This is a genomic window from Micromonospora sp. CV4 (assembly GCF_003667455.1).
Lineage (GTDB): Bacteria > Actinomycetota > Actinomycetes > Mycobacteriales > Micromonosporaceae > Micromonospora.
Genome location: NZ_RCVI01000151.1, coordinates 1 through 20,114, shown reverse-complemented (window position 1 = coordinate 20,114; position 20,114 = coordinate 1). Strand labels below are relative to the sequence as shown.

Annotated in this window: 12 protein-coding genes and 1 pseudogene; 5 read left to right on the top strand and 8 right to left on the bottom strand. The window is 70.9% G+C overall.

What is annotated here, in order from left to right; genetic code table 11:
• Positions 1–1,996: penicillin-binding transpeptidase domain-containing protein (locus EAD98_RS02940; protein WP_121652542.1), on the bottom strand; the 1,996-nt coding region annotated here is incomplete at its 3' end.
• A 289-nt stretch (positions 1,997–2,285) separates the two neighbouring features.
• Here EAD98_RS02940 and EAD98_RS02935 point away from each other — a divergent pair.
• Positions 2,286–7,367 carry an NAD-glutamate dehydrogenase gene (locus tag EAD98_RS02935; RefSeq protein WP_121652541.1) on the top strand — a complete coding sequence of 1,694 codons (5,082 nt, stop codon included), beginning with the start codon at positions 2,286–2,288 and terminating at the stop codon, positions 7,365–7,367.
• Between the two features lie 70 nt (positions 7,368–7,437).
• Here EAD98_RS02935 and EAD98_RS02930 read toward each other — a convergent pair whose 3' ends face one another.
• Positions 7,438–8,142, bottom strand: a complete 705-nt coding sequence (locus EAD98_RS02930) for a class F sortase (RefSeq protein WP_121652540.1) — start codon at positions 8,140–8,142, stop codon at positions 7,438–7,440.
• Between the two features lie 164 nt (positions 8,143–8,306).
• Positions 8,307–8,615, bottom strand: coding sequence for a pentapeptide repeat-containing protein (locus EAD98_RS31855; protein ID WP_368666143.1), 309 nt, complete (start codon positions 8,613–8,615; stop codon positions 8,307–8,309).
• Between EAD98_RS31855 and EAD98_RS31850 the strand changes: the two are divergent.
• Together EAD98_RS31850 and EAD98_RS02920 are read left to right on the top strand one after the other, a co-directional pair.
• A pseudogene (locus tag EAD98_RS31850) lies at positions 8,546–9,526 on the top strand (hypothetical protein); the annotation flags it as partial. The gene EAD98_RS31855 and the pseudogene EAD98_RS31850 sit on opposite strands and share 70 nt — an antisense overlap.
• A 472-nt stretch (positions 9,527–9,998) precedes the next feature.
• Positions 9,999–11,717 (top strand): glycoside hydrolase family 6 protein, encoded by a 1,719-nt coding sequence (locus EAD98_RS02920; RefSeq protein ID WP_121652539.1) that lies wholly within the window; start codon positions 9,999–10,001, stop codon positions 11,715–11,717.
• 116 nt (positions 11,718–11,833) lie between these two features.
• Here EAD98_RS02920 and EAD98_RS02915 read toward each other — a convergent pair whose 3' ends face one another.
• The 5 genes from EAD98_RS02915 to EAD98_RS02895 all read right to left on the bottom strand — a co-directional run bounded on the left by EAD98_RS02915 (position 11,834) and on the right by EAD98_RS02895 (position 16,047).
• A complete protein-coding gene (locus EAD98_RS02915) occupies positions 11,834–12,220 on the bottom strand; it encodes a hypothetical protein (RefSeq protein WP_121652538.1) in 387 nt (128 codons plus the stop codon).
• 98 nt (positions 12,221–12,318) lie between these two features.
• Entirely contained in the window at positions 12,319–12,627 is a 309-nt protein-coding gene (locus EAD98_RS02910) for a hypothetical protein (protein WP_121652537.1), read from the bottom strand.
• Between the two features lie 15 nt (positions 12,628–12,642).
• Positions 12,643–14,304, bottom strand: coding sequence for a sodium:solute symporter family protein (locus EAD98_RS02905; RefSeq protein ID WP_121652536.1), 1,662 nt, complete (start codon positions 14,302–14,304; stop codon positions 12,643–12,645).
• A 207-nt stretch (positions 14,305–14,511) separates the two neighbouring features.
• On the bottom strand, positions 14,512–15,438 hold the full coding sequence (locus tag EAD98_RS02900; RefSeq protein WP_121652535.1) for a hypothetical protein: 927 nt from the start codon (positions 15,436–15,438) through the stop codon (positions 14,512–14,514).
• 12 nt (positions 15,439–15,450) lie between these two features.
• Positions 15,451–16,047 (bottom strand): hypothetical protein, encoded by a 597-nt coding sequence (locus EAD98_RS02895; RefSeq protein ID WP_121652534.1) that lies wholly within the window; start codon positions 16,045–16,047, stop codon positions 15,451–15,453.
• 224 nt (positions 16,048–16,271) lie between these two features.
• Between EAD98_RS02895 and EAD98_RS02890 the strand changes: the two genes are divergently transcribed.
• The gene (locus EAD98_RS02890) at positions 16,272–17,762 is read left to right on the top strand and encodes a catalase (RefSeq protein ID WP_121652533.1); all 1,491 of its coding nucleotides are present in this window, start codon (positions 16,272–16,274) and stop codon (positions 17,760–17,762) included.
• A 238-nt stretch (positions 17,763–18,000) separates the two neighbouring features.
• Positions 18,001–20,114 (top strand): nitrate- and nitrite sensing domain-containing protein (locus EAD98_RS02885; protein WP_121652532.1); only part of this gene is annotated, 2,114 nt, incomplete at its 3' end.

Genomic DNA, 20,114 nt, shown 5'->3' with positions numbered 1-20,114 from the left:
GTGAGGTGGCGGTCAGGCAGTGTCGGCGGTGGGGTCTGCGGTGGAGGGCGCGGAGGAAGCGTTCGGCGATCGGGACGGCGGACGCCGTGCTGGCGCCGCCCTTCTCAACGAAGACGGCGAAGGCGACGTCACCCCGCCAGCCGACGAACCAGGCGTGCGTGTGGGCCGGGTTGTCGTCGTACTCGGCGGTGCCGGTCTTGCCGTACACCTCGCCGCCCGGCACGTCCTTTAGCGCGCTGCCGGTGCCGGTGGTGACCACCTCGCGCATCATCGTGCGCAGCGCCTCGACCGACTCCGGCTTCAGCGGCTCGCCCGGCGCGGCCGGACTGGCCGGCGCCGGGTCGATCAGCAGCTTCGGCTGCTCGAAGCGGCCCCGGGCAACCGCGGCGGTGGCACCGGCCATCGCCAGCGGACTGACCAGCGTGGTGCCCTGCCCGAACGAGGCCGCGGCCTGCTCGGCGAGGCTGCCGCCCGTCGACACCTTGCCGGTGAACGCGTCCGTCCCGAGGGCCCACTGACCCTCCAGGCCCAGCGAGCGGCCGGCGGCGGCCAGCCCGTCGCCGCCGAGCTTCGGCGCCAGCGCGGCGAACGCCGTGTTGCAGGACTTGGCGAAGTCGGTGCGGAACGGCACCGAGCCGAGCTCGAAGTTGTCCGAGTTCTTGAACGACCGACCGTCGACGGTGAAGGTCTTCGGGCAGTTCACCGGCCCGTCCAGGGTGACCGCGCCGCGGTCCAGCAGGCCCAACGCGCTGACCATCTTGAACGTCGAACCCGGCGGTACCTGGGCGGTGAAGGCCAGGTTCTCCCCGGCCGGCCCGGGCCCGTTGGCCGCGGCGAGCACCGCGCCGTCGCTGATACGCACCGCCACCAGGGCGGACCGGCGTGGCTCGGCTCGCAGGGCCCCGTCGGCCGCGTTCTGGGCGGCCACATCGAGGGTGGTCTTCAGCGGCTGGCCGGGCTGCGGCTCCCGGCGGAACAGTTCGGTGCCGGTGGCTGCCAGCTTGCCGTCCTCGGCGGGCCGCTCGACCACGACGGTCAGCCCCGGCGCGCCGCGCAACCGCTCGTCGTAGCGGCCCTGCAGACCGCCGTGCCCGACGAGGTCGCCGGCGACGTACCGGTCGGGGTGCGCGGCGAGGTCGTCGGCCTGCGCCGGGTCGACCGAGCCGAGCAGTGCCCGGGCGAACTCCCGGGTCGGCGCGAGGTCGAGCTTGTCGGACACGAACTTCGTGCCCGGCAGGTCGTAGATCCGGGGCTTGATCTGCCGGTACGCGTCCTCGCGCAGGGTCACCACCTCGACGAGGGCGCCCGGCTCGGCCCTGGCCACCCGCGCGGGCAGGTCGGACAGGTCGACGGCGGGGACCAGGGCCGGTCGGATCGCCCTGAAGCCCGCGTCGAGGTCCTTGACCAGCTTCTTGATGTCGGTGACCTGGTTCGGCTGCACACCCACCCGGACCACCGGACGGGCCGTCACGATCGGCTGCCCCGCCTGGTCCAGCAGCCCGGCCCGGGGGCCGGTGTCGCGGCGCAGCCCCAACCGGTCACCCTTGGTCAGCTGCTCGTGCATCAGCCGGGGCTCCCACATCACCTGCCACTGGTCATCGTCGCCCTGGACGAGCCGCACCTCCCGGTCGTACGCCCAGCGGGTACCACCCGGCAGGTTCCACTCCACCCGGATGGGCGCGATCGCGACGTCCGCGGTGATCTTCGGCTCGCCCCGACGGGTCAGCGTGGGCGGGGTGGCCGACAGCTCGCCGGAGAGCTCCTTGATCTCGCGCGTCACCTCGGCCGCCGGCAGCTTGACGCCGGTCGGGTCGACCAGGCCGACCGCCTGAAGGTCACCGCTGCGCCAGCCGGCGAGGAACGCGTCGACGTCGCGCTGCGGCCCGTCCTCACCCGAGCAGGCGGCCAGGAGCCCGGCGCTGAGCAGGGTTGCGGCGAGGGCGGCGAGTTTCCGCCGGTGGTTGGGCCGGTGGGGCCGGGGGTACGACAAGGGCATGGAGCGGGTCCTTCCGATCTCGGACTGCCCCTGCACGGTAGTACGCGACCGCCGTCCCCAGCGTCCCGTGGTGCCGCCCGACGTGCGGAAAGACGGACCGCGCCCGTGTGATGAACATCGCGTGGCGGGGTATCCCGCAACCGGCCAGCCTCGGACCCGCAACGGGTGAAAGGACAGAGTCCCGATCCGGACGTCCGGCCAGTGGTCCACCGACGAAGGTGCAGAGCGGTAGGCCTAGGCTGGGCGGCAGAGTGACCCACAACGCGGTGGGTCGAGGGGAGTGGCACCGATGGACCGGCGTCCGGCGATCAAACCGGAACCCGACCTCCGGCAGGATGACTCCGGCCGGGACGATGACAGCTTCGATTCGGCGACCGACGGGGACGGCTACGGCCGTCTCGACTCGGGAGTGACCGGGCTGACCGGGTCGAGCATCGACACCATCTACGATCTGGGCCTGCCGAAGGAGGCGTTGGCCGACGACGTGGAGGACGCCGATCTCGACGAACCGGTGCCCAACGCGGAGCGCCTGGTGGCGCAGGCTGTCGCGCTCGCCGGGGACGACCACGACGCGGCGACCCTGGTGGGGCGCTTCTGGCGGTTCGCCCCGGACGAGGAGCTGGTCGGCTTCACGGCGGAGGAGATGCTCGACGCGGCCCGCGCGCACCGGGACCTCGCCCAGCAGCGGGTGCCCGGGGAGCTGAAGCTGCGGATCCACGAGCCGCACGCGGATCAGCACCACACGGTCGTCGAGATCGTCACCGACGACATGCCCTTCCTGGTCGACTCGGTGACCGCGCTGCTCAACTCGTACCACCTGGACGTGCACCTCCTGGTGCACCCGCTGATCGTGGTCCGGCGCGAGCCGCTGGGCCGCCTCACCGAGGTCTCCGCGGACGTGGAGCCGGACGACGCGATCGCCGGCGACACCATCGAGAGCTGGATGCGGATCGAGATCGACCCGGTCCGGGACGCGGCCGAGCGGGATCGGCTGCGCCGCGAGTTGCAGCGGGTGCTCACCGACGTGCGGGAGGCGGTGGAGGACTGGCCGAAGATGCGCCAGCGCGCCCTGGCCCTGGCCGACGAACTGGCCGCCGCGCGAACCTCCGACAACCGCCCGCCGGTGCCGGAGAAGGACATCACCGACTCGGTGGAGCTGCTGCGCTGGCTCGCCCAGGACCACTTCACCTTCCTTGGCTACCGTGAGTACCGGTTGGTGGACGCGCCGGGCGGCGAGGGCTCGGACGTGGTCGACGGCCAGGCGCTGGAGGCGGTGCTCGGCACCGGTCTCGGCATCCTGCGGTCGGATTCCCCGGAGGCCCGTTCGCTGTCCTCGATGACGCCGGAGGCCCACGAGAAGGTGCTGGAGAAGCGCCTGCTCATCATCACCAAGGCCAACTCGCGGGCCACCGTGCACCGCTCGGCGTACCTGGACTACATCGGCTTCAAGATCTTCAACGAGGCCGGCGACGTGATCGGCGAGCGGCGCTTCCTCGGCCTGTTCTCCACCGCCGCGTACCGGACCAGCGTGCGGGAGCTGCCGGTGGTGCGCCGCAAGGTGGCCGAGGTCCTGGACCGTTCCGGCCTGAGCCGACGCAGCCACTCCGGCAAGGATCTGCTCCAGATCCTGGAGACCTACCCGCGCGACGAGCTGTTCCAGATCAAGACCGACGACCTGTACCACGCGGTGATCGGCGTGCTGCGGATGGCCGGCCGCCGGCAGCTGCGGGTCTTCCTGCGCCGGGACGCGTACGGGCGGTTCATCTCCTGCCTGATCTACCTGCCCCGGGACCGGTTCACCACGCAGAACCGGCTACGGATGCAGGACATCCTGCTGCGCGAGCTGAACGGTGTCGGGGTGGACTACACCACCCGGGTCACCGAGTCGATGCTGGCCCGGGTCCACTTCATCGTCCGCACCGACCCGACCCGGCCGCCCGGCGACATCGACGCCGACCTGCTGGCCGAGGAGCTGGCCGACGCGACCCGCCTCTGGGACGACGACTACCGGCTGGTGCTGGAACGCAAGCTCGGCGACGAGCAGGCCAAGCACCTGTTCGCCCGGTACGCCGACGCGTTCCCGGAGGGCTACAAGGACGGGCACACGCCGTACGAGGCGATGAAGGATCTGGCGAAGCTGGAGCTGCTGGAGGAGCCCGGCCAGCTGGAGATGCACCTGTTCCGCAAGCAGCTCGCCCCCCGGCCGGGCACCCGGGTCCCGGGGGCCGACCTGGTCGAGGCCATGGACGTCCGGTTCAAGGTCTACCGGTACGGCGAGCCGATGATGCTCTCCGCGGTACTGCCGGTGCTGCACTCGCTCGGCGTCCGGGTGGTCGACGAGCACCCGTACGAGGTGGACCGGGTCGACGGCCGGGTCTACCTCTACGACTTCGGCCTCATGCTGCCCGAGGGGCACCAGGAGCTGGCCGAGGTACGTCCGCACGTGGAGAACGCGTTCGCGGCGGCCTGGCGCGGCGAGGCCGAGGTGGACCGGTTCAACGAGCTGGTGCTGCGCGGCGGGCTGACCTGGCGACAGGTGGTGGTGCTGCGGGCGTACGCGAAGTACCTGCGGCAGGCCGGCACGGTCTTCTCGCAGGACTACATGGAGCAGACCTTCATCGCGTACCCGAAGGTCGCCGCGCTGCTGGTGGAACTCTTCGAGACCCGGTTCGCGCCGGGTGAGCTCAGCGCCGAGCAGCGCCAGCAGCGCAGCGGTGAGCTGGTCGAGGCGATCCGGGGCGCGCTGGACGACGTGGCCAGCCTCGACCAGGACCGGATCCTGCGCTCGTACCTGACGCTGATCGAGGCGACCCTGCGGACCAGCTTCTACCAGAAGCCGGTCGGCGGGCGGCCGAAGGCGTACGTGGCCTTCAAGCTCGATCCGCAGGCCATCCCGGACCTGCCGGCCCCGCGGCCGAAGTTCGAGATCTTCGTCTACTCGCCCCGGTTCGAGGGCGTGCACCTGCGGTTCGGGCCGGTGGCCCGGGGCGGGCTGCGCTGGTCCGACCGTCGGGAGGACTTCCGCACCGAGGTGCTCGGCCTGGTCAAGGCGCAGATGGTGAAGAACACCGTGATCGTGCCGGTGGGCGCCAAGGGTGGCTTCGTGCTCAAGCAGAAGCCGGGCGACCGGGACGAGGCGGTCGCCTGCTACCAGGAGTTCGTCGGCGCGATGCTGGACGTCACGGACAACATCGTCAGCGGGCAGATCGTGCCGCCCGTCGACGTGGTCCGCCACGACGGCGACGACCCGTACCTGGTGGTGGCGGCGGACAAGGGCACCGCGACGTTCTCCGACATCGCCAACGAGATCTCCAAGGCCCACAACTTCTGGATGGGCGACGCGTTCGCCTCCGGCGGTTCGGCGGGCTACGACCACAAGAGGATGGGCATCACCGCCCGGGGCGCCTGGGAGTCGGTCAAGCGGCACTTCCGGGAGCTGGGCCTGGACACCCAGACCCAGGACTTCACGGTGGTCGGCGTCGGCGACATGTCCGGTGACGTGTTCGGCAACGGGATGCTGCTCTCCGAGCACATCCGGCTGGTGGCCGCCTTCGACCACCGGCACATCTTCCTGGACCCCGATCCGGACGCGGCCACCTCGTACGCCGAGCGCAGGCGACTGTTCGAGCTGCCCCGGTCGTCCTGGGAGGACTACAACCCGGAGCTGATCTCGACCGGTGGTGGCATCTTCTCGCGTACCGCGAAGTCCATCCCGATCACGCCGCAGGTCCGGGCGGCGATCGGCCTGGACGACGACGTCACGCAGATGTCGCCGCAGGAGCTGATGAAGGCGATCGTGACCGCGCCGGTGGACCTGTTCTGGAATGGCGGCATCGGCACCTACGTCAAGGCGTCGAGCCAGACCAACGCCGAGGTGGGCGACAAGTCCAACGACGCGATCCGGGTGGACGGGCGCAGCCTGCGCTGCCGGGTGGCGGGCGAGGGCGGCAACCTGGGTTGGACCCAGCTCGGCCGGATCGAGTACGCCTTGACCGGTGGCCGGATCTACACCGACTTCATCGACAACGCGGCCGGTGTGGACACCTCCGACCACGAGGTGAACATCAAGATCCTGCTGAACACCGCGGTCGCCGACGGGGAGCTGACCACCGCCGCCCGGGACGAGCTGCTGGCCGAGATGACCGACGAGGTCGCGGAGCTGGTGCTGCGGGACAACTACGACCAGGCCCGGGCGATCAACAACGCCCAGGCCCAGGCCGCCTCGCTGCTCCCGGTGCACCGCCGGATGATCAATGATCTGGAGCGCTCCGGTGCGTTGGACCGGTCGCTGGAGGCGCTGCCGCCGGACGAGGAGTTGGCGGTCCGCAGCGAGTCCGGGCTGACCGCGCCGGAGTTCGCGGTGCTGCTCGCCTACGTGAAGATCGTCCTGGAGCGGGAGATCCTCACCGAGGGGCTGGCCGACGAGGAGTGGACGACCGATGTTCTGGTCAACTACTTCCCGACCCCGATGCGGGAGCGGTTCGCCGACCGGATGGGCCGGCACCGGCTGCGCCGGGACATCGTCACCACCGTGCTGGTCAACGAGGCGATCAACCGGGGCGGCATCTCGTTCGTCTTCCGGGTGGTCGAGGAGACCGCGGCCAGCGCGGCCGACGTGATCCGGGCCTACGTGGTGGTCAGCGAGGTGTTCGGGCTGCGTGAGCTGTGGGACGCGGTCGAGGCGCTGGACAACAAGGTCTCGCCGGAGCTGCAGACCAGCGTCTACCTGGACACCCGGCGCCTGCTCGACCGCGCGGTGCGGTGGCTCGTGTCCAACCGGCGCTCGCCGATCGACGTACCGGGTGAGATCGCCCGGCTGCGCGACGGGGTGACCCGGCTGCTGCCGGGGCTGGAGGACTTGTTCTACGGCACCGAGCGGCAGGCCATCGCGGCGCACATCGACTCGATGACCGAGCGTGGGCTGCCCCGTGAGCTGGCCGAGCAGGCGACCCGGCTGATGTACAGCTTCGGCCTGATGGACGTGGTGGAGACCGCGACCCGCAGCGGGCGGGACGTGGGCGAGGTGGCCTCGGTCTACTTCGTGCTCTCCGACCTGTTCCGGGTGGACTCGCTGCTGTCGAAGATCTCCCTGCTGCCGCGGGAGGACCGTTGGCAGACGTTGGCCCGGATGGCGCTGCGCTACGACCTGTACGCCGCGCTGGCCGCGCTCACCGCGGAGGTGCTCGACTCCACGCCGGATCAGCTGCCGCCGCACGAGCGGGTGCAGCAGTGGGAGCAGTCGAACGCCACCTCGATCCACCGGGCGCGCCGGGCGATGGGGGAGTTCGACGAGTCGCGGGCGGATCTCGCCGCCCTGTCGGTGCTGCTGCGCCAGATCCGCACCCTGGTGCGGACCTCCGCCGCCGCCTGATCAGGTACGCCGGACGCGGTCCGGCCGGTCGGGTCACCCCGACCGGCCGGACCGCGTTCGCTGTCGCGGGTCAACCCGCCAGGGTGGCGAAGACGACCACGTTGTCCGGGTAGCTCTTGGCGGCCTGGTCGAACTGACCGCCGCAGGTGACCACCCGGAGGCCGGGTCGGTCGTTCGGCCCGTACACCAGCTCGGTGGGGAAGGACGTCTTCGGGTACGACTTCACCGAGTCGACCTTGAAGGCGACCGGCTTGCCGTCCGCGCGCCGCACCGTGATGGTGTCGCCGGGGACGAGAGAGCCGAGGTCGAAGAAGACGGCCGGGCCGAGCTTCGCCGAGTCCACGTGCCCGACGATGACCGCGTTACCGGTCTCGCCGGGGCTCGCGCCCGGCTCGTACCAGCCGGCCTGGTCGGCCTGCTCCAGCGGGGGGACCTGGACGGTGCCGTCCGGGTTGGTGCCCAGCGACATGATCGTCGCGTTGACGCCGATCTTGGGGATCTCGATGCTGGTCGGTGCGGACCGCGCCAATCCCGCCGGAACATCCCCGTCGGCGGCGGGTTCGCCGTCGACCGGCGGGACGTCCGTGCCGGTGACTGCCGGCCCGGTGACCTCGGGACCGGCCTGGGCCAGCGGCTGCGGCGGGCGGGGAGAGGGCGTGGTCTTCAGCGAGGCGCCGATCATGCCAGCGCCGATCATGGCCAGGGTGACGACGACGACCGCGCCGGCGGCGCGCCACGGTTTCCCGTGACGGCCGCCGGCCCGTGTCGTCGTCACGTCAGACGAGCGAACCATCGGTCCGCCGACGACGCATCAGCACGATCCCGCCCAGCGCGGCAGCGCCGAGCAGGCTCGCCCCACCGGTGGCCAGGCCACGGTCGGTGCCGGTGCTCGCGCCACCGTCACCACCGTCGACCCCGCCGTGGGGCAGCACGACGAGCTCACCCTCGCCGCACGAGCCCTTGAGCTCGTAGCGACCCGGGCGGGCGTCCTTGTCGACCTTGGCCTCGCCGTAGTAGACGAAGTCCCGCTTGTTCTCCCAGCGGTCCTCGTCCCGGCTGTCCTTGCCGTTGTCGCCACGCTCGTCCGAGCCGTACTCGTCCCGGCTGTCCTTGCCGTAGTCGCCGCGCTCGTCGGAGCCGTACTCGTCCGAGCCGCGCTCGTCGGAGCCGTACTCGTCGGAGCCGTACTCGTCGGAGCCGCGCTCGTCCGAGCCGTACTCGTCGGAGCCGTTCTCCTTGGACTCCCAGCCCTTGTCCGAGCCGTACTCGTCGGAGCCGTACTCGTCCGAGCCGCGCTCGTCCGAGCCGTACTCGTCGTGGCCCTTGGACTCCCAGTCCTTCTTGCCTTCGTCCTTGGACTCCCAGTCCTTCTTGTCGCCGCTGTTCTCCGCGTCCTGGCCGTGCTCTTCGCCCTTCCAGTCCTTCTTGTCCTCGTCCTTGCGGTCCTCGTCCTTGCGGTCCTCGTCGCGGTTGGCGTCGGCGGCAGCGCCGCCACCCTGGCCGCCGTTCTCGTAGCTGCCCTTGTCGTCCTTGCCCTTGTCGTCCTTGCCGTGCTCGTCCTTGCCGTTCTCGTCCTTGTTCTGGTCGTCCTTGCTGTGCTCGTCCTTGCCGTTCTGGTCCTTGCCCTTGTCGTCCTTGCCGTGCTCGTCCTTGTTCTTGTCGTCCTTGCCGTGCTCGTCCTTGTTCTTGTCGTCCTTGCCGTGCTCGTCCTTGTTCTTGTCGTCGTGGCCGGAGGAGTTCTCCTCCTTGTTCCACTCGCCGCGGTCGTCGCCCCGGTCGTCGTGCACCGGCTTGAGCTTGACCTTGCCGGTGACCTTGGACCACACGAACGCGTGCTCCTGGCGATCCGGGCAGATCTCGAGGAGCTTGACCTCTTCGCCAGCCTTGACGACGTGCGGCTTGGCGAAAACCTTGCCCTCACGGTCCTTGCCACCGTCGTGGTGCCCGTCCGCGAACGCGATCCCAGGCGTGAACACCAGGAGCGCCGCACCGCCGAGCGCGGCGCCCGCAACGACCTTCCCGAGCATCTTCTTAGCCATGACCTGCGTCACTCCATCCCTGTTGTCCTGAGCCCGGCGACAACCGAGCTAAGACCGACGTTAGACCGTTTCATGAACTATGAAGGGAAACATTCGTGTTTTGACCTTTACCGTTGGTAAGTGGCGAAGGGGTGCTAAGCGGCTTTCACTCCGTCGAACGCCGTGTGGGAGCGTGACGGGTGACCCAAGGCGTTCCGCGCCCGCTGTGCCGGCCCGGTCGGGCCATCCGGTACCGGCGGCCCGGTTCCGCTCGTGCCGGTCGCGCTCTCTCGGCGGTATCGTCCGACTCGGGTCGGGCGCCGCCGCCGGAACGCATCGAGCCATTGCCATGGAAGCGCTCCCATGCAAGAATCGGCGCACGCGGTTCGGGGAGCCACACCGCGCAGGCAGGGGAGTCGAGGGCATCCGGTCCGCCGGACGACATCCCGCCGCCGACCGACCGCCTGCCGGTCGGTCACCACCACCACCGCCCGTCCGGGTCGGGCACCCCCGAAGAATCCCGTTGGCGCCGGAGGCCGTCCGTCCAGGACGCCTACCGGGCCGTCTCGCCGGGCCGTACGCGGGCCCGGTCTCGCCCAAGGAGATCAGTGGCATGAATGTGTGGAGAAGGCTGTCCGGCCCACGCCGGGCCCTTGCGCTCGCCGGCGCGGGTGTCCTGGTCGCCGGCGGGTTGGTGACGATCCCCGTCACCGCGGCGCAGGCCGCGACCCAGTGCGACATCGCCTACTCGGCGAACGAGTGGCCCGGCGGCTTCACCGCGAGCATCACCATCAAGAACGTCGGTGACCCGATCAACGGTTGGACACTCGGGTGGACCTTCCCGAACTCCGGTCAGCGGGTGCAGCAGGGCTGGTCGGCCGAGTTCACCCAGTCCGGCAGCCAGGTCACCGCGCGGAGCCTGTCGTACAACGGCACCCTCGCCACCGGCGCGTCGACCAGCATCGGTTTCAACGGCGCGTGGAGCGGCAGCAACCCGAAGCCGACCTCGTTCACCCTCAACGGGGTGACCTGCAACGGTGGCACCACCCCGCCGACCACGCCGCCTCCCACCGGCAGCAAGGTGGACAACCCGTACGCCGGGGTCCGGGGATACGTGAACCCCGAGTGGAAGGCCAAGGCGGACGCCGAGCCGGGCGGCAGCCGGATCTCGAACAACCCGACCGCCGTGTGGTTGGACCGGATCGCCGCCATCAACGGCACCCCGGACAGCAGCTCCAACGGCGCGTTCGGAGTGCGGGACCACCTGGAGGAGGCGCTGCGCCAGGGTGCCGGCTACATCCAGTTCGTGATCTACAACCTGCCGGGCCGGGACTGCGCCGCGCTCGCCTCCAACGGTGAGCTGGGCCCGAACGACCTGCCCAGGTACAAGGCCGAGTACATCGACCCGATCGCCGCGATCCAGGCCGACCCGAAGTACCGGAACATTCGCATCATCAACATCATCGAGATCGACTCGCTGCCCAACCTGGTGACCAACACCTCCGGCCAGGCCGGCGGCACGGCGATGTGCGACACGGTCAAGGCCAACGGCGCGTACGTCAACGGCGTCGGCTACGCCCTGGCGAAGCTGGGCACGCTCGGCAACGTCTACAACTACATCGACGCCGCGCACCACGGCTGGATCGGCTGGGACACCAACTTCGGCCCGACCGCCGATCTCCTGAAGACCGCCGCGGTCGCCTCCGGCAGCACGGTGGCCAACGTGCACGGCTTCATCGTCAACACGGCGAACTACTCGGCGCTGCGTGAGCCGTACGTCAAGATCACTGACACGGTTAACGGCACGTCGGTGCGACAGTCGAAGTGGATCGACTGGAACTTCTACGTCGACGAGCTGTCGTTCGCCCAGGCGTTCCGACAGAAGCTGGTCCAGGTCGGCTTCGACGCCAACATCGGCATGCTGATCGACACCTCCCGCAACGGCTGGGGCGGCACCGCCCGACCCACCGGACCGGGCGCCACGACCAGCGTCGACACCTACGTCAACGGTGGTCGGATCGACCGTCGGATCCACGCCGGCAACTGGTGCAACCAGTCCGGTGCGGGCCTCGGCGAGCGGCCCAGGTCGGCTCCCGAGCCGGGCATCGACGCGTACGTCTGGGTGAAGCCTCCGGGCGAGTCGGACGGTTCCAGCGAGCTGATCCCGAACGACGAGGGCAAGGGCTTCGACCGGATGTGCGACCCGACGTACACCGGTAACGCCCGCAACGGCAACAGCGCCACGGGCGCCCTGCCCAACGCGCCGATCTCCGGCGCGTGGTTCTCCGCCCAGTTCCAGGAGCTGATGCGCAACGCGTACCCGGCGCTCTGACCGGGCTCCCGCACCCACCCGCCGCCGGCGGTAGGTGAGGCACTGCCGGCGGCAGGTTCCCCGGGTCCCCGGTCCGACCATCCCGGTCGGATCGGGGACCCCCTCGTGCGCCCTGCTCAGGGCACGGTGCGCTCGATCGCCGCCCGGCCCTGCTCGGCCAGATCGCGGCGGGCCCGGTCCAGGTTCTCCGGGGTGAGGTCCTGCCCGCGGGCCATCACCAGGTCCTCCGGCTCCCAGGGCTGTTCCGCGCCGGTGCGGATGTTGTCCGGGCCGGCGCCGGTGCCCGTTCCGGTCGCCCCGGTGCCGGCGGCGTACGGATCGCCGAGCAGGTCGTCGGTGTCGGGCGCGAGGTCGTCCGGACGGGTGCGGGGCTCGCCGAACGCCGGGGTGTCCTGGTCCGGGCCGCCCCCGGTTCGCAGCTGCGGAACGGTGCTGTCATCGTCCGCCGCGGCGGCCATCTCCGGGCTCTCCTCCAGCGGCGGTCGGCGGTCGCGATCGGTCATGGTGCTGCCTCCTGTGTCCGACACGTTGCCTGATCCCCCTCGCGTACCCTCTCGGGCCGCGCCCATGCCCCACGCCCACCGGGTGGGTACGCGGTCGGTCAGCTACCGGGATCCTTCTCGTTCGGAGCGGGTGGCTCGGCCGGGCGCAGCCACTGCCAGAGCAGCATGAACAGGCCGAAGGCGAGCATCACCAGGCCGGCCCACAGGTTGATCCGCACGCCCTCGGCCTTGTCGATCTCGGCCCGGCTGTCGAAGACGCCGATCAGCGTCACGATGACCCCGTACGCCACGAACAGACCACCGATCACGCGGCGGATGTCGAACAGCCGCGCGGCGGCCGAGCGGCGCTGCTCCTCCTGCGCCTCGTCGATCAGCGGGTCCTGTGCCGGCTGGCCCTGGTTGTCCATCTGCCGACCCCTTTCCTAGAAGACCGGGATGTAGAAGAGGGCGGCCAGCGCGACCGCGATCACGCCGAGCAGCACGGGGGAGCGGTACCAGGCGGCGTCGCCCGCGAGCACGTCGCCCTTCAGGTCGACACCGCCCATGCCGTAGACCAGCCCACGCAACTCCTCGTCGCGTTTCGGTGCGGTGAGCGGGGTGATGATCGCGGCGACCACCACCGCCGTGGCGAACGCGAGGCCGGCGCCCCAGAAGCTCTCCTCCAGGTCGGAGTTGAAGTGGACCACGCCGCCCTTGTAGAGCAGGTAGAGGCTCAGCGACACCAGGGTGCCCAGCAGCAGCGACCAGAAGCCGGCCAGCGCGGTCATCCGCTTCCAGAACATGCCGATGATGAAGGTGGCGAACAGCGGCGCGTTGAAGACGGAGAAGAGCGCCTGGATGTAGTTCATGATGTTGCTGAACCCGGCCGCGATGAACGCGGTGCCGATGCCGATCACCACGGCCCCGACCGTCGCCCACCGGCCGATCCGCAGGTAGTACTCGTCCGACCGGTCGCGACGGATGTACGCCTGCCAGATGTCGTAGGTGAAGACGGTGTTGAAGCCGCTCACGTTGGCCGCCATGCCGGCCATGAACGAGGCCAGCAGGCCGGTGACCGCCACCCCGAGCACGCCGTTGGGGAGCAGGTCGCGCATCAGCAGCGGGATCGCGTTGTTGTACTGCAGGTCGCCGCTCTCCGCGCCGAGACCCTTCACCGTCACCAGGGCCACCAGGCCGGGAATGACCGTGACCAGAGGGATGAACAGCTTCGGGTACGCGGCGATGATCGGCGTACGCCGGGCGGCGCTCATGTTCTTCGCCGACAGCGCCCGCTGGACCTCGGCGAAGTTGGTCGTCCAGTAGCCGAACGAGAGCACGAAGCCGAGGCCGAAGACGATGCCGATCCAGTGCGCGCCGAGCGGGTTGGCGGTGGTGCCGGTGTCCTGCCAGGCGTGCAGGCCCGCCTCCCCGAGCTTGGAGTCGCGGACCGCGTCCATCAGCCCGGACACCCCGCCCACCTTGACCAGGCCGATCACGGTGACCGGGATGAGGCCGGCCAGGATGACGAAGAACTGGAGCACCTCGTTGTAGATCGCCCCGGACAGCCCGCCGATGGTGATGTACGCCAGCACGATCGCGGCGCCGACCACGATCGCGGTCCAGAGCGGCCAGCCGAGCAGGGCCTGCATCACCAGGGCCAGCGCGTACAGGTTCACGCCGGCGATCAGCACCTGGGCGACGGCGAAGCTGAGCGCGTTCAGCAGGTGGGTGGGGCGGTTGAACCGCAGCCGCAGGTACTCCGGCACGCTGCGGACCTTGGATCCGTAGTAGAAGGGCATCATCACGATGCCCAGGAAGACCATCGCCGGCACCGCGCCGATCCAGTAGTAGTGGACCGTCATCGCGCCGTACTGGGCGCCGTTCGCCGCCATCCCGATGATCTCCAGCGCGCCCAGGTTCGCGGAGACGAAGGCGAGCCCGGTCACCCAGGCCGGCAGGGACCGGCCGGAGAGGAAGAAGTCGACGCTGGTGCGGATGGCCCGTCGGGCGGCGAAGCCGACCCCGAGGACGGTGACGAAGTACAGGGCCAGGATGAGGTAGTCCAGGCCGTTCATGTTGAGCCGAAGACCGCCGCCGTCGTCCATCACCCGTCACCCCTCATCCGCCCGTTCGGTGCGCGCGCGCCCTATTACCCCGACCGGGCGATTTCACGCCTGGTGCCGAGCCGTGCGGAGTTCAGGCCTGCTCGGGCGGCCTCCAGCGGAGTCGATCAGGCGGGTGGCCGGCGGTGGTGACCGCCGGGCGCGCGGAGGCACCCCGGCCGGCTGGCCGGGGTGCCCGTGGTGTGTCGCTCAGCGACCCAGCACGCGGTCCAGGAAGTCCCGGTAGCGGCGCACCGCCATCCGCAGCTGCTCGGTGTCCGCCGAGCCGGCGTCCTGCCATCCGCCCAGCTCGTTCTTCTGCGCGGCGAGCGCCGACGCGAGCGCCTGGATGGCCTCCTCGACCAGCGACTGCGCCTCCCCGGCAGCGGCCTGCGGATCGTCCACGAAGCGCAGCTGGACGTCCCGCCACCGGTCCCGGAAACGCTGTGCCGCGTCCGCGTCCAGGAGCGTGGCCGGCTCGGCCGCCACGGTCGACCCGGCGGGTCGCGACGTGCCGGCCGACTCCAGCGAGGCGCCGGCGCCGGCGGAGAGCACCGGGTCGGCGTCCGGCGAGACGGCGTCCGGGTCGACCATCTCCGGCGTGGCGCTGCCGTAGGCGGCCGGGTTCCGATCGCCGCCCGGCGGGGTCAGATCACCGCGCCGCTCGGGCCCACCGTCCGTGCTGCCCGGCGGGGCGACGGTCCGCGTGGAGGTGTCCGCGTCGGCACGGGCATCATCGGTCTCCGGATCGGTGTTCCGGCGGTGCAGTTCGGCGGTGGGGTCGGCGCGCAGACCCTCACGCTCGCCGTCCTCGGCGCCGTCGCCGGGCTCGGCGGTCCGCTCGGCCCGGGGGTCCGGCTGGTCCTGCGGGCGCGGGCTGGCCAACGCCGATGCCGCCACGGCATCGGCCACCGTGGTGGCGCCGAAGACGGTCGGCAGCGGCCCGGGCTCCTGGAACCGGCCCTCGTCGGTCCGGTCATCGGCGGTCGACGGGTCGTCGAAGGTGCCCCGGTCGTCGAGGGCGTCCTCGGGCACGTCCGCGCGACCGGCCCGATCTCCGGCCGGCGGCACCGCGACCGGCGCGGACCGGACGGCCTCCGGATGGTCGTTGCTCACCTGCTGCTCTTCCTGGGGCATTCGGTGGCCTCCTCAGCGGCTCGTGGCGTCGTGCGGGGTGTCCGGGTGGCGCTGTTCGGGCGGGCGGTTTCCGACCGGCTCCTCACCGAGCAGGTCGGCGAAGAGCGCCCGGTAGTGCACGACCGCCTGGCGCAGCTCTTCGGTGCTGGCTTCGCCCCGGGAGTTGCGCAGGTGGATCTCGTGCGCGTCCCGGTAGTTGGTCAGCGTGCGGGCGTGCTCGACGGAGAGATGGGCGATCTGGTCGGAGAAGTCCCCGGTCGGATAGCCCTGCTCCTCGATGAGCCGGGTGACCAGCTCATCCGCGTCGCCCACGGTGTCGCTCGGCGAGTCGACGAAACGGACCTGAAGCTCCTCCCAGGCGGCGGCGTAGCGGGCCCGGGACTCCGGGGTGAGCGGCGTGAGCGTGAGCTCGGCGTGCCGGCGTTCCCGGTCGCGCAGCTCGCGCTCCGCGGCGGACCGGCTGTCCTGCTCCGCCACCACCCGGTCGTACTCCGGCCCGAAACGGCTGCGCAGCGCGCGGCGTCGGCCGAGCGCCCGGACGGCCACGGCCAGTGCCGCGACGATGACCAGCACGACGAGCACGATGACGATTATCTGCGTGGGCGACATGGCTCCTCCTTCGTCACCCCGTATTCCCTCCGCGCACTGATCGCCAATCCCGATCCGGAGGACTTTCCTCAACAGTCCGTGTCCGGTGTCGCAGGTACGTGCTCCCGATCATGCGATGACGAGGGCCACAGCACGGGGTCAGGTCAAAACTTGACTCGTTCCAGAAAACGCGCTTGGGTGGAGTGACGCCGGCCCGCGCCGTACCACCCAACTGGAGGAGAGCGATGAGCGACCCACAGGCCAGCAAGCCGATCCTCACCACCCGGCAGGGCCACCCCGTGCACAACAACCAGCAGCAGCGGACGGTCGGTTCGCGCGGCCCCGCCACGCTGGAGAACTACCACTTCCTGGAGAAGATCAGCCACTTCGACCGGGAGCGGATCCCGGAGCGCGTCGTGCACGCGCGCGGTTTCGTCGCGCACGGCGAGTTCGAGGCGTACGGGACGATCGGTGACCAACCGGCGGCGACGTACACCCGCGCCAAGCTGTTCCAGACCAGGGGCACGAAGACGCCGGTCACCATCCGGTTCTCCACCGTCATCGGCGGCCGGGACTCCTCCGAGGCCGCCCGCGACCCGCGCGGCTTCGCGGTCAAGTTCCGCACCGAGGACGGCAACTGGGACATGGTGGGCAACAACCTCCAGGTCTTCTTCATCCGCGACGCGATCAAGTTCCCCGACGTGATCCACGCGCTGAAGCCGGACCCGGTGACCTTCCGCCAGGAGCCGAACCGGATCTTCGACTTCATGTCGAACACCCCGGAGTCGATGCACATGCTGACCTGGCTCTTCTCCCCGTACGGCATTCCGCAGAACTACCGCACCATGCGGGGCTCCGGGGTCAACACCTACCGTCTGGTCAACGACCGGGGCGAGGGCGTGCTGGTCAAGTTCCACTGGATGACCCAGCAGGGCGAGCACAACCTGACCCAGGCCGAGGCGGACGCGATCCAGGCCACCGAACTGGGCCACGCCTCCAAGGATCTCTACGAGGCGATCGAGCGCGGCGAGTACCCGCAGTGGGAGCTCAACGTGCAGATCATGAGCGACGACGAGCATCCGGAGCTGGACTTCGACCCGCTCGACGACACCAAGATCTGGCCGGAGGAGCAGTTCCCCTACCTGCCGGTGGGCATGATGACGCTCAACCGCAACATCACCGACCACCACAACGAGAACGAGCAGATCGCGTTCGGCACCGGTGTGCTGGTCGACGGCATCGACTTCTCCGACGACAAGATGCTCATCGGGCGCACGTTCTCCTACTCGGACACCCAGCGCTACCGGGTCGGCCCGAACTACCTCCAACTGCCGGTCAACCGGCCGCGCGAGGACGTCCAGGTCAGCACCAACCAGGGTGGCGGCCAGATGTCGTACGGCGTGGACAACCGGGGCGGCAACCCGCACATCAACTTCGAGCCGTCCTCGGTCGCCGGTCTCCAGGAGGCCGACGAGTCCTACCGGGAGTACCGCCCGTTCGTCTCGGGGCAGGTCATGAAGGCCCCGATCGAGCGGCAGAACAACTACTCCCAGGCCGGCCGGCGCTTCCGCGAGATGGCGGACTCCGAGCGCGACGACCTGATCCTGAACCTGACCACGCTGCTGGCCCAGTGCGACAAGCACATCCAGGAGAAGATGGTCTGGCACTTCAGTCAGTGCGACGAGAACTACGGCCGGCGGGTCGCCGAGGGGCTCGGCATCGCCGCCGACGCCTGACCCGTACGCACCACCCCGAGCGCCCCACCGGTTCACGGTGGGGCGCTCGTCGTACCGGGCCCAGCGCATTTCGGAGCGTCCATGTTGGCGCGACAGGCAGTAGTGCAACGCCTCGCGATTACGTATCCTGCCCAAGGCGCCCGCGCCGGTGCCCGGCCTCGTGGCCGGGCGCAGCCGGCCGGCGCGTTGCCCGGCGGTGCCGGCGCCCCTCCTGCCACCCCTGCACGGGCGAGGTCTGATGAGAACCCGCGACTGGCCGATCCGCTCGAAGCTGACCGCGTTGGTCGTCGCGCCGGTGACCGCGCTACTGGCGTTGTGGATCTTCGCCACCACGCTGACCTTCGGTCCCGCCCTGGATCTGCTCTCCGCCCGCACCCTGCTGTACGACCTGGGCCGCCCCGGCGAGACCGTGGTCACCGAGCTGCAACGCGAACGCCGGCTCTCGGTGGTGCAGCTCGCCGGCACCACGGAGCTGCCAGCCCTGGCCGAGCAGCGGCAGCGTACCGATCGGGCGGTCGCCGAGCTGCGCCGCCGGGTCGACGGGGAGGAGCTGCGCGACGCCGCCGACGACCTGCTCGACGCCCGGGTCGACCAGCTGGTCACGGCCCTCGCGGCCCTGCCGGCCGGCCGGGACTTCATCGACGACCGCAAGGTGGACCGGGCCGGCGCCATCGGGCTCTACAGCGGCATGGTCTCGTCGGCCTTCCAGGCGTTCGCCGGCATGGCGAACCTGGCTGAGCCCGACCTCAACCGGCAGGCGCTGGCTCTCACCGCGCTGGGCCGCTCGCGGGAGCTGCTCGGCCAGGCCGACGCGCTGCTGGCCGGCGCGCTGGCGGCGGGCCGGTTCGCCGAGGGGGAGCACACCCAGCTCGTGCAGGCCATCGGCAACCAGCGGTGGCTCACCGAGAGCGCGGTGGCCGACCTGCCCGAGGCCGCTCGGGCCGGGTACCAGCGGTTGACCGAGGGCGCCGCGTTCACCCGCCTCCGCGCCATGCAGGACGCGCTGGTCGTGGCCAACCGGTCCGGCCGGCCACCGGTGGACGCGGCGGCCTGGCAGGCCAGCCACGACGCGGTGCAGCAGCAGCTCCGCGACTTCGAGCTGGCCGAGGCCGACGGGCTCACCGACCGCTCGGTGCCGATGGCGGTCCGGATCCTGGTCCGGTTGGCCGCAGCCGGAGTGCTCGGGCTCATCGCCGTGGTGATCTCGGTGCTCGTGGCGCTGCGGGTCGGCCGCACGCTGGTCCGACGGCTCAGCGGCGTCCGCACCGCCGCGCTGGAGCTGGCCGAGCACCGGCTGCCGGACGTGGTGACCCGGCTACGCCGGGGTGAGCAGGTCGATGTCGCCCGGGAGGCGCCCCCGCTGGAATACGGCCACGACGAGATCGGCGAGGTCGGGCGCGCCTTCACCGAGGTGCAGCGCACCGCGGTGCAGGCCGCGGTGGACGAGGTCACCCTGCGCCGGGGGCTCAACGAGGTCTTCCTCAACATCGCCCGGCGCAGCCAGAGCCTGGTGCACCGGCAGTTGCACCTGCTGGACCGCATGGAGCGGCGCGCCGAGGACCCGGACGAACTCGCCGAGCTGTTCCAGGTGGACCACCTGGCCACCCGGCTCCGTCGACACGCCGAGGACCTGGTCATCCTCGCCGGCTCCGCGCCGGGCCGCGGCTGGCGCAATCCGGTCGCGATGGTCGACCTGATCCGGGGCGCGAGCTCCGAGGTCGAGGCGTACGACCGGGTGGACATCACCGCCGTGCAGCCGGCCGGAGTGCTGGGCCGGGCCGTCGGCGACGTCATCCACCTGCTCGCCGAGCTGATCGAGAACGCCACCGCCTTCTCGCCGCCGGACACCCGGGTCACCGTCACCGGGGAGCAGGTGGCCAACGGGTACGCGCTGGAGATCACCGACCAGGGGCTGGGGATGTCCGCCGCGGCGCTGGAGAGCGCCAACGTCCGGCTGGCCAGCTCGCCCGAGTTCGACCCGGCGCAGAGCGCCCGCCTCGGTCTCTTCGTGGTGGCCCGGCTGGCCGCCCGGCACGGGGTACGGGTGCGGCTGCGCCCGTCCGGCAAGGGCGGGGTGACCGCCGTGGTGCTGATCCCCACCGACCTGATCACCACCGAGCCGCCAGCCGGCCCCGACCCGGCCGGGCTGGACGCCGCGCCATCCGGCCCCGACCGGCGGCTGGCCCGGGGCCTGGGCACGGCAGCGCGCCGGCCGCAGCCGTTCACTCACCGCCCCGCTCACCGCCGACGCCCCGTCCGCCCGACCGACCGGCACACCGGTGCCGGACCCGGCGCACACGAACGGGCCGGCCGCCAACGAAATGGCTGCCAACGGGGCGGCCGGCCCGTTCG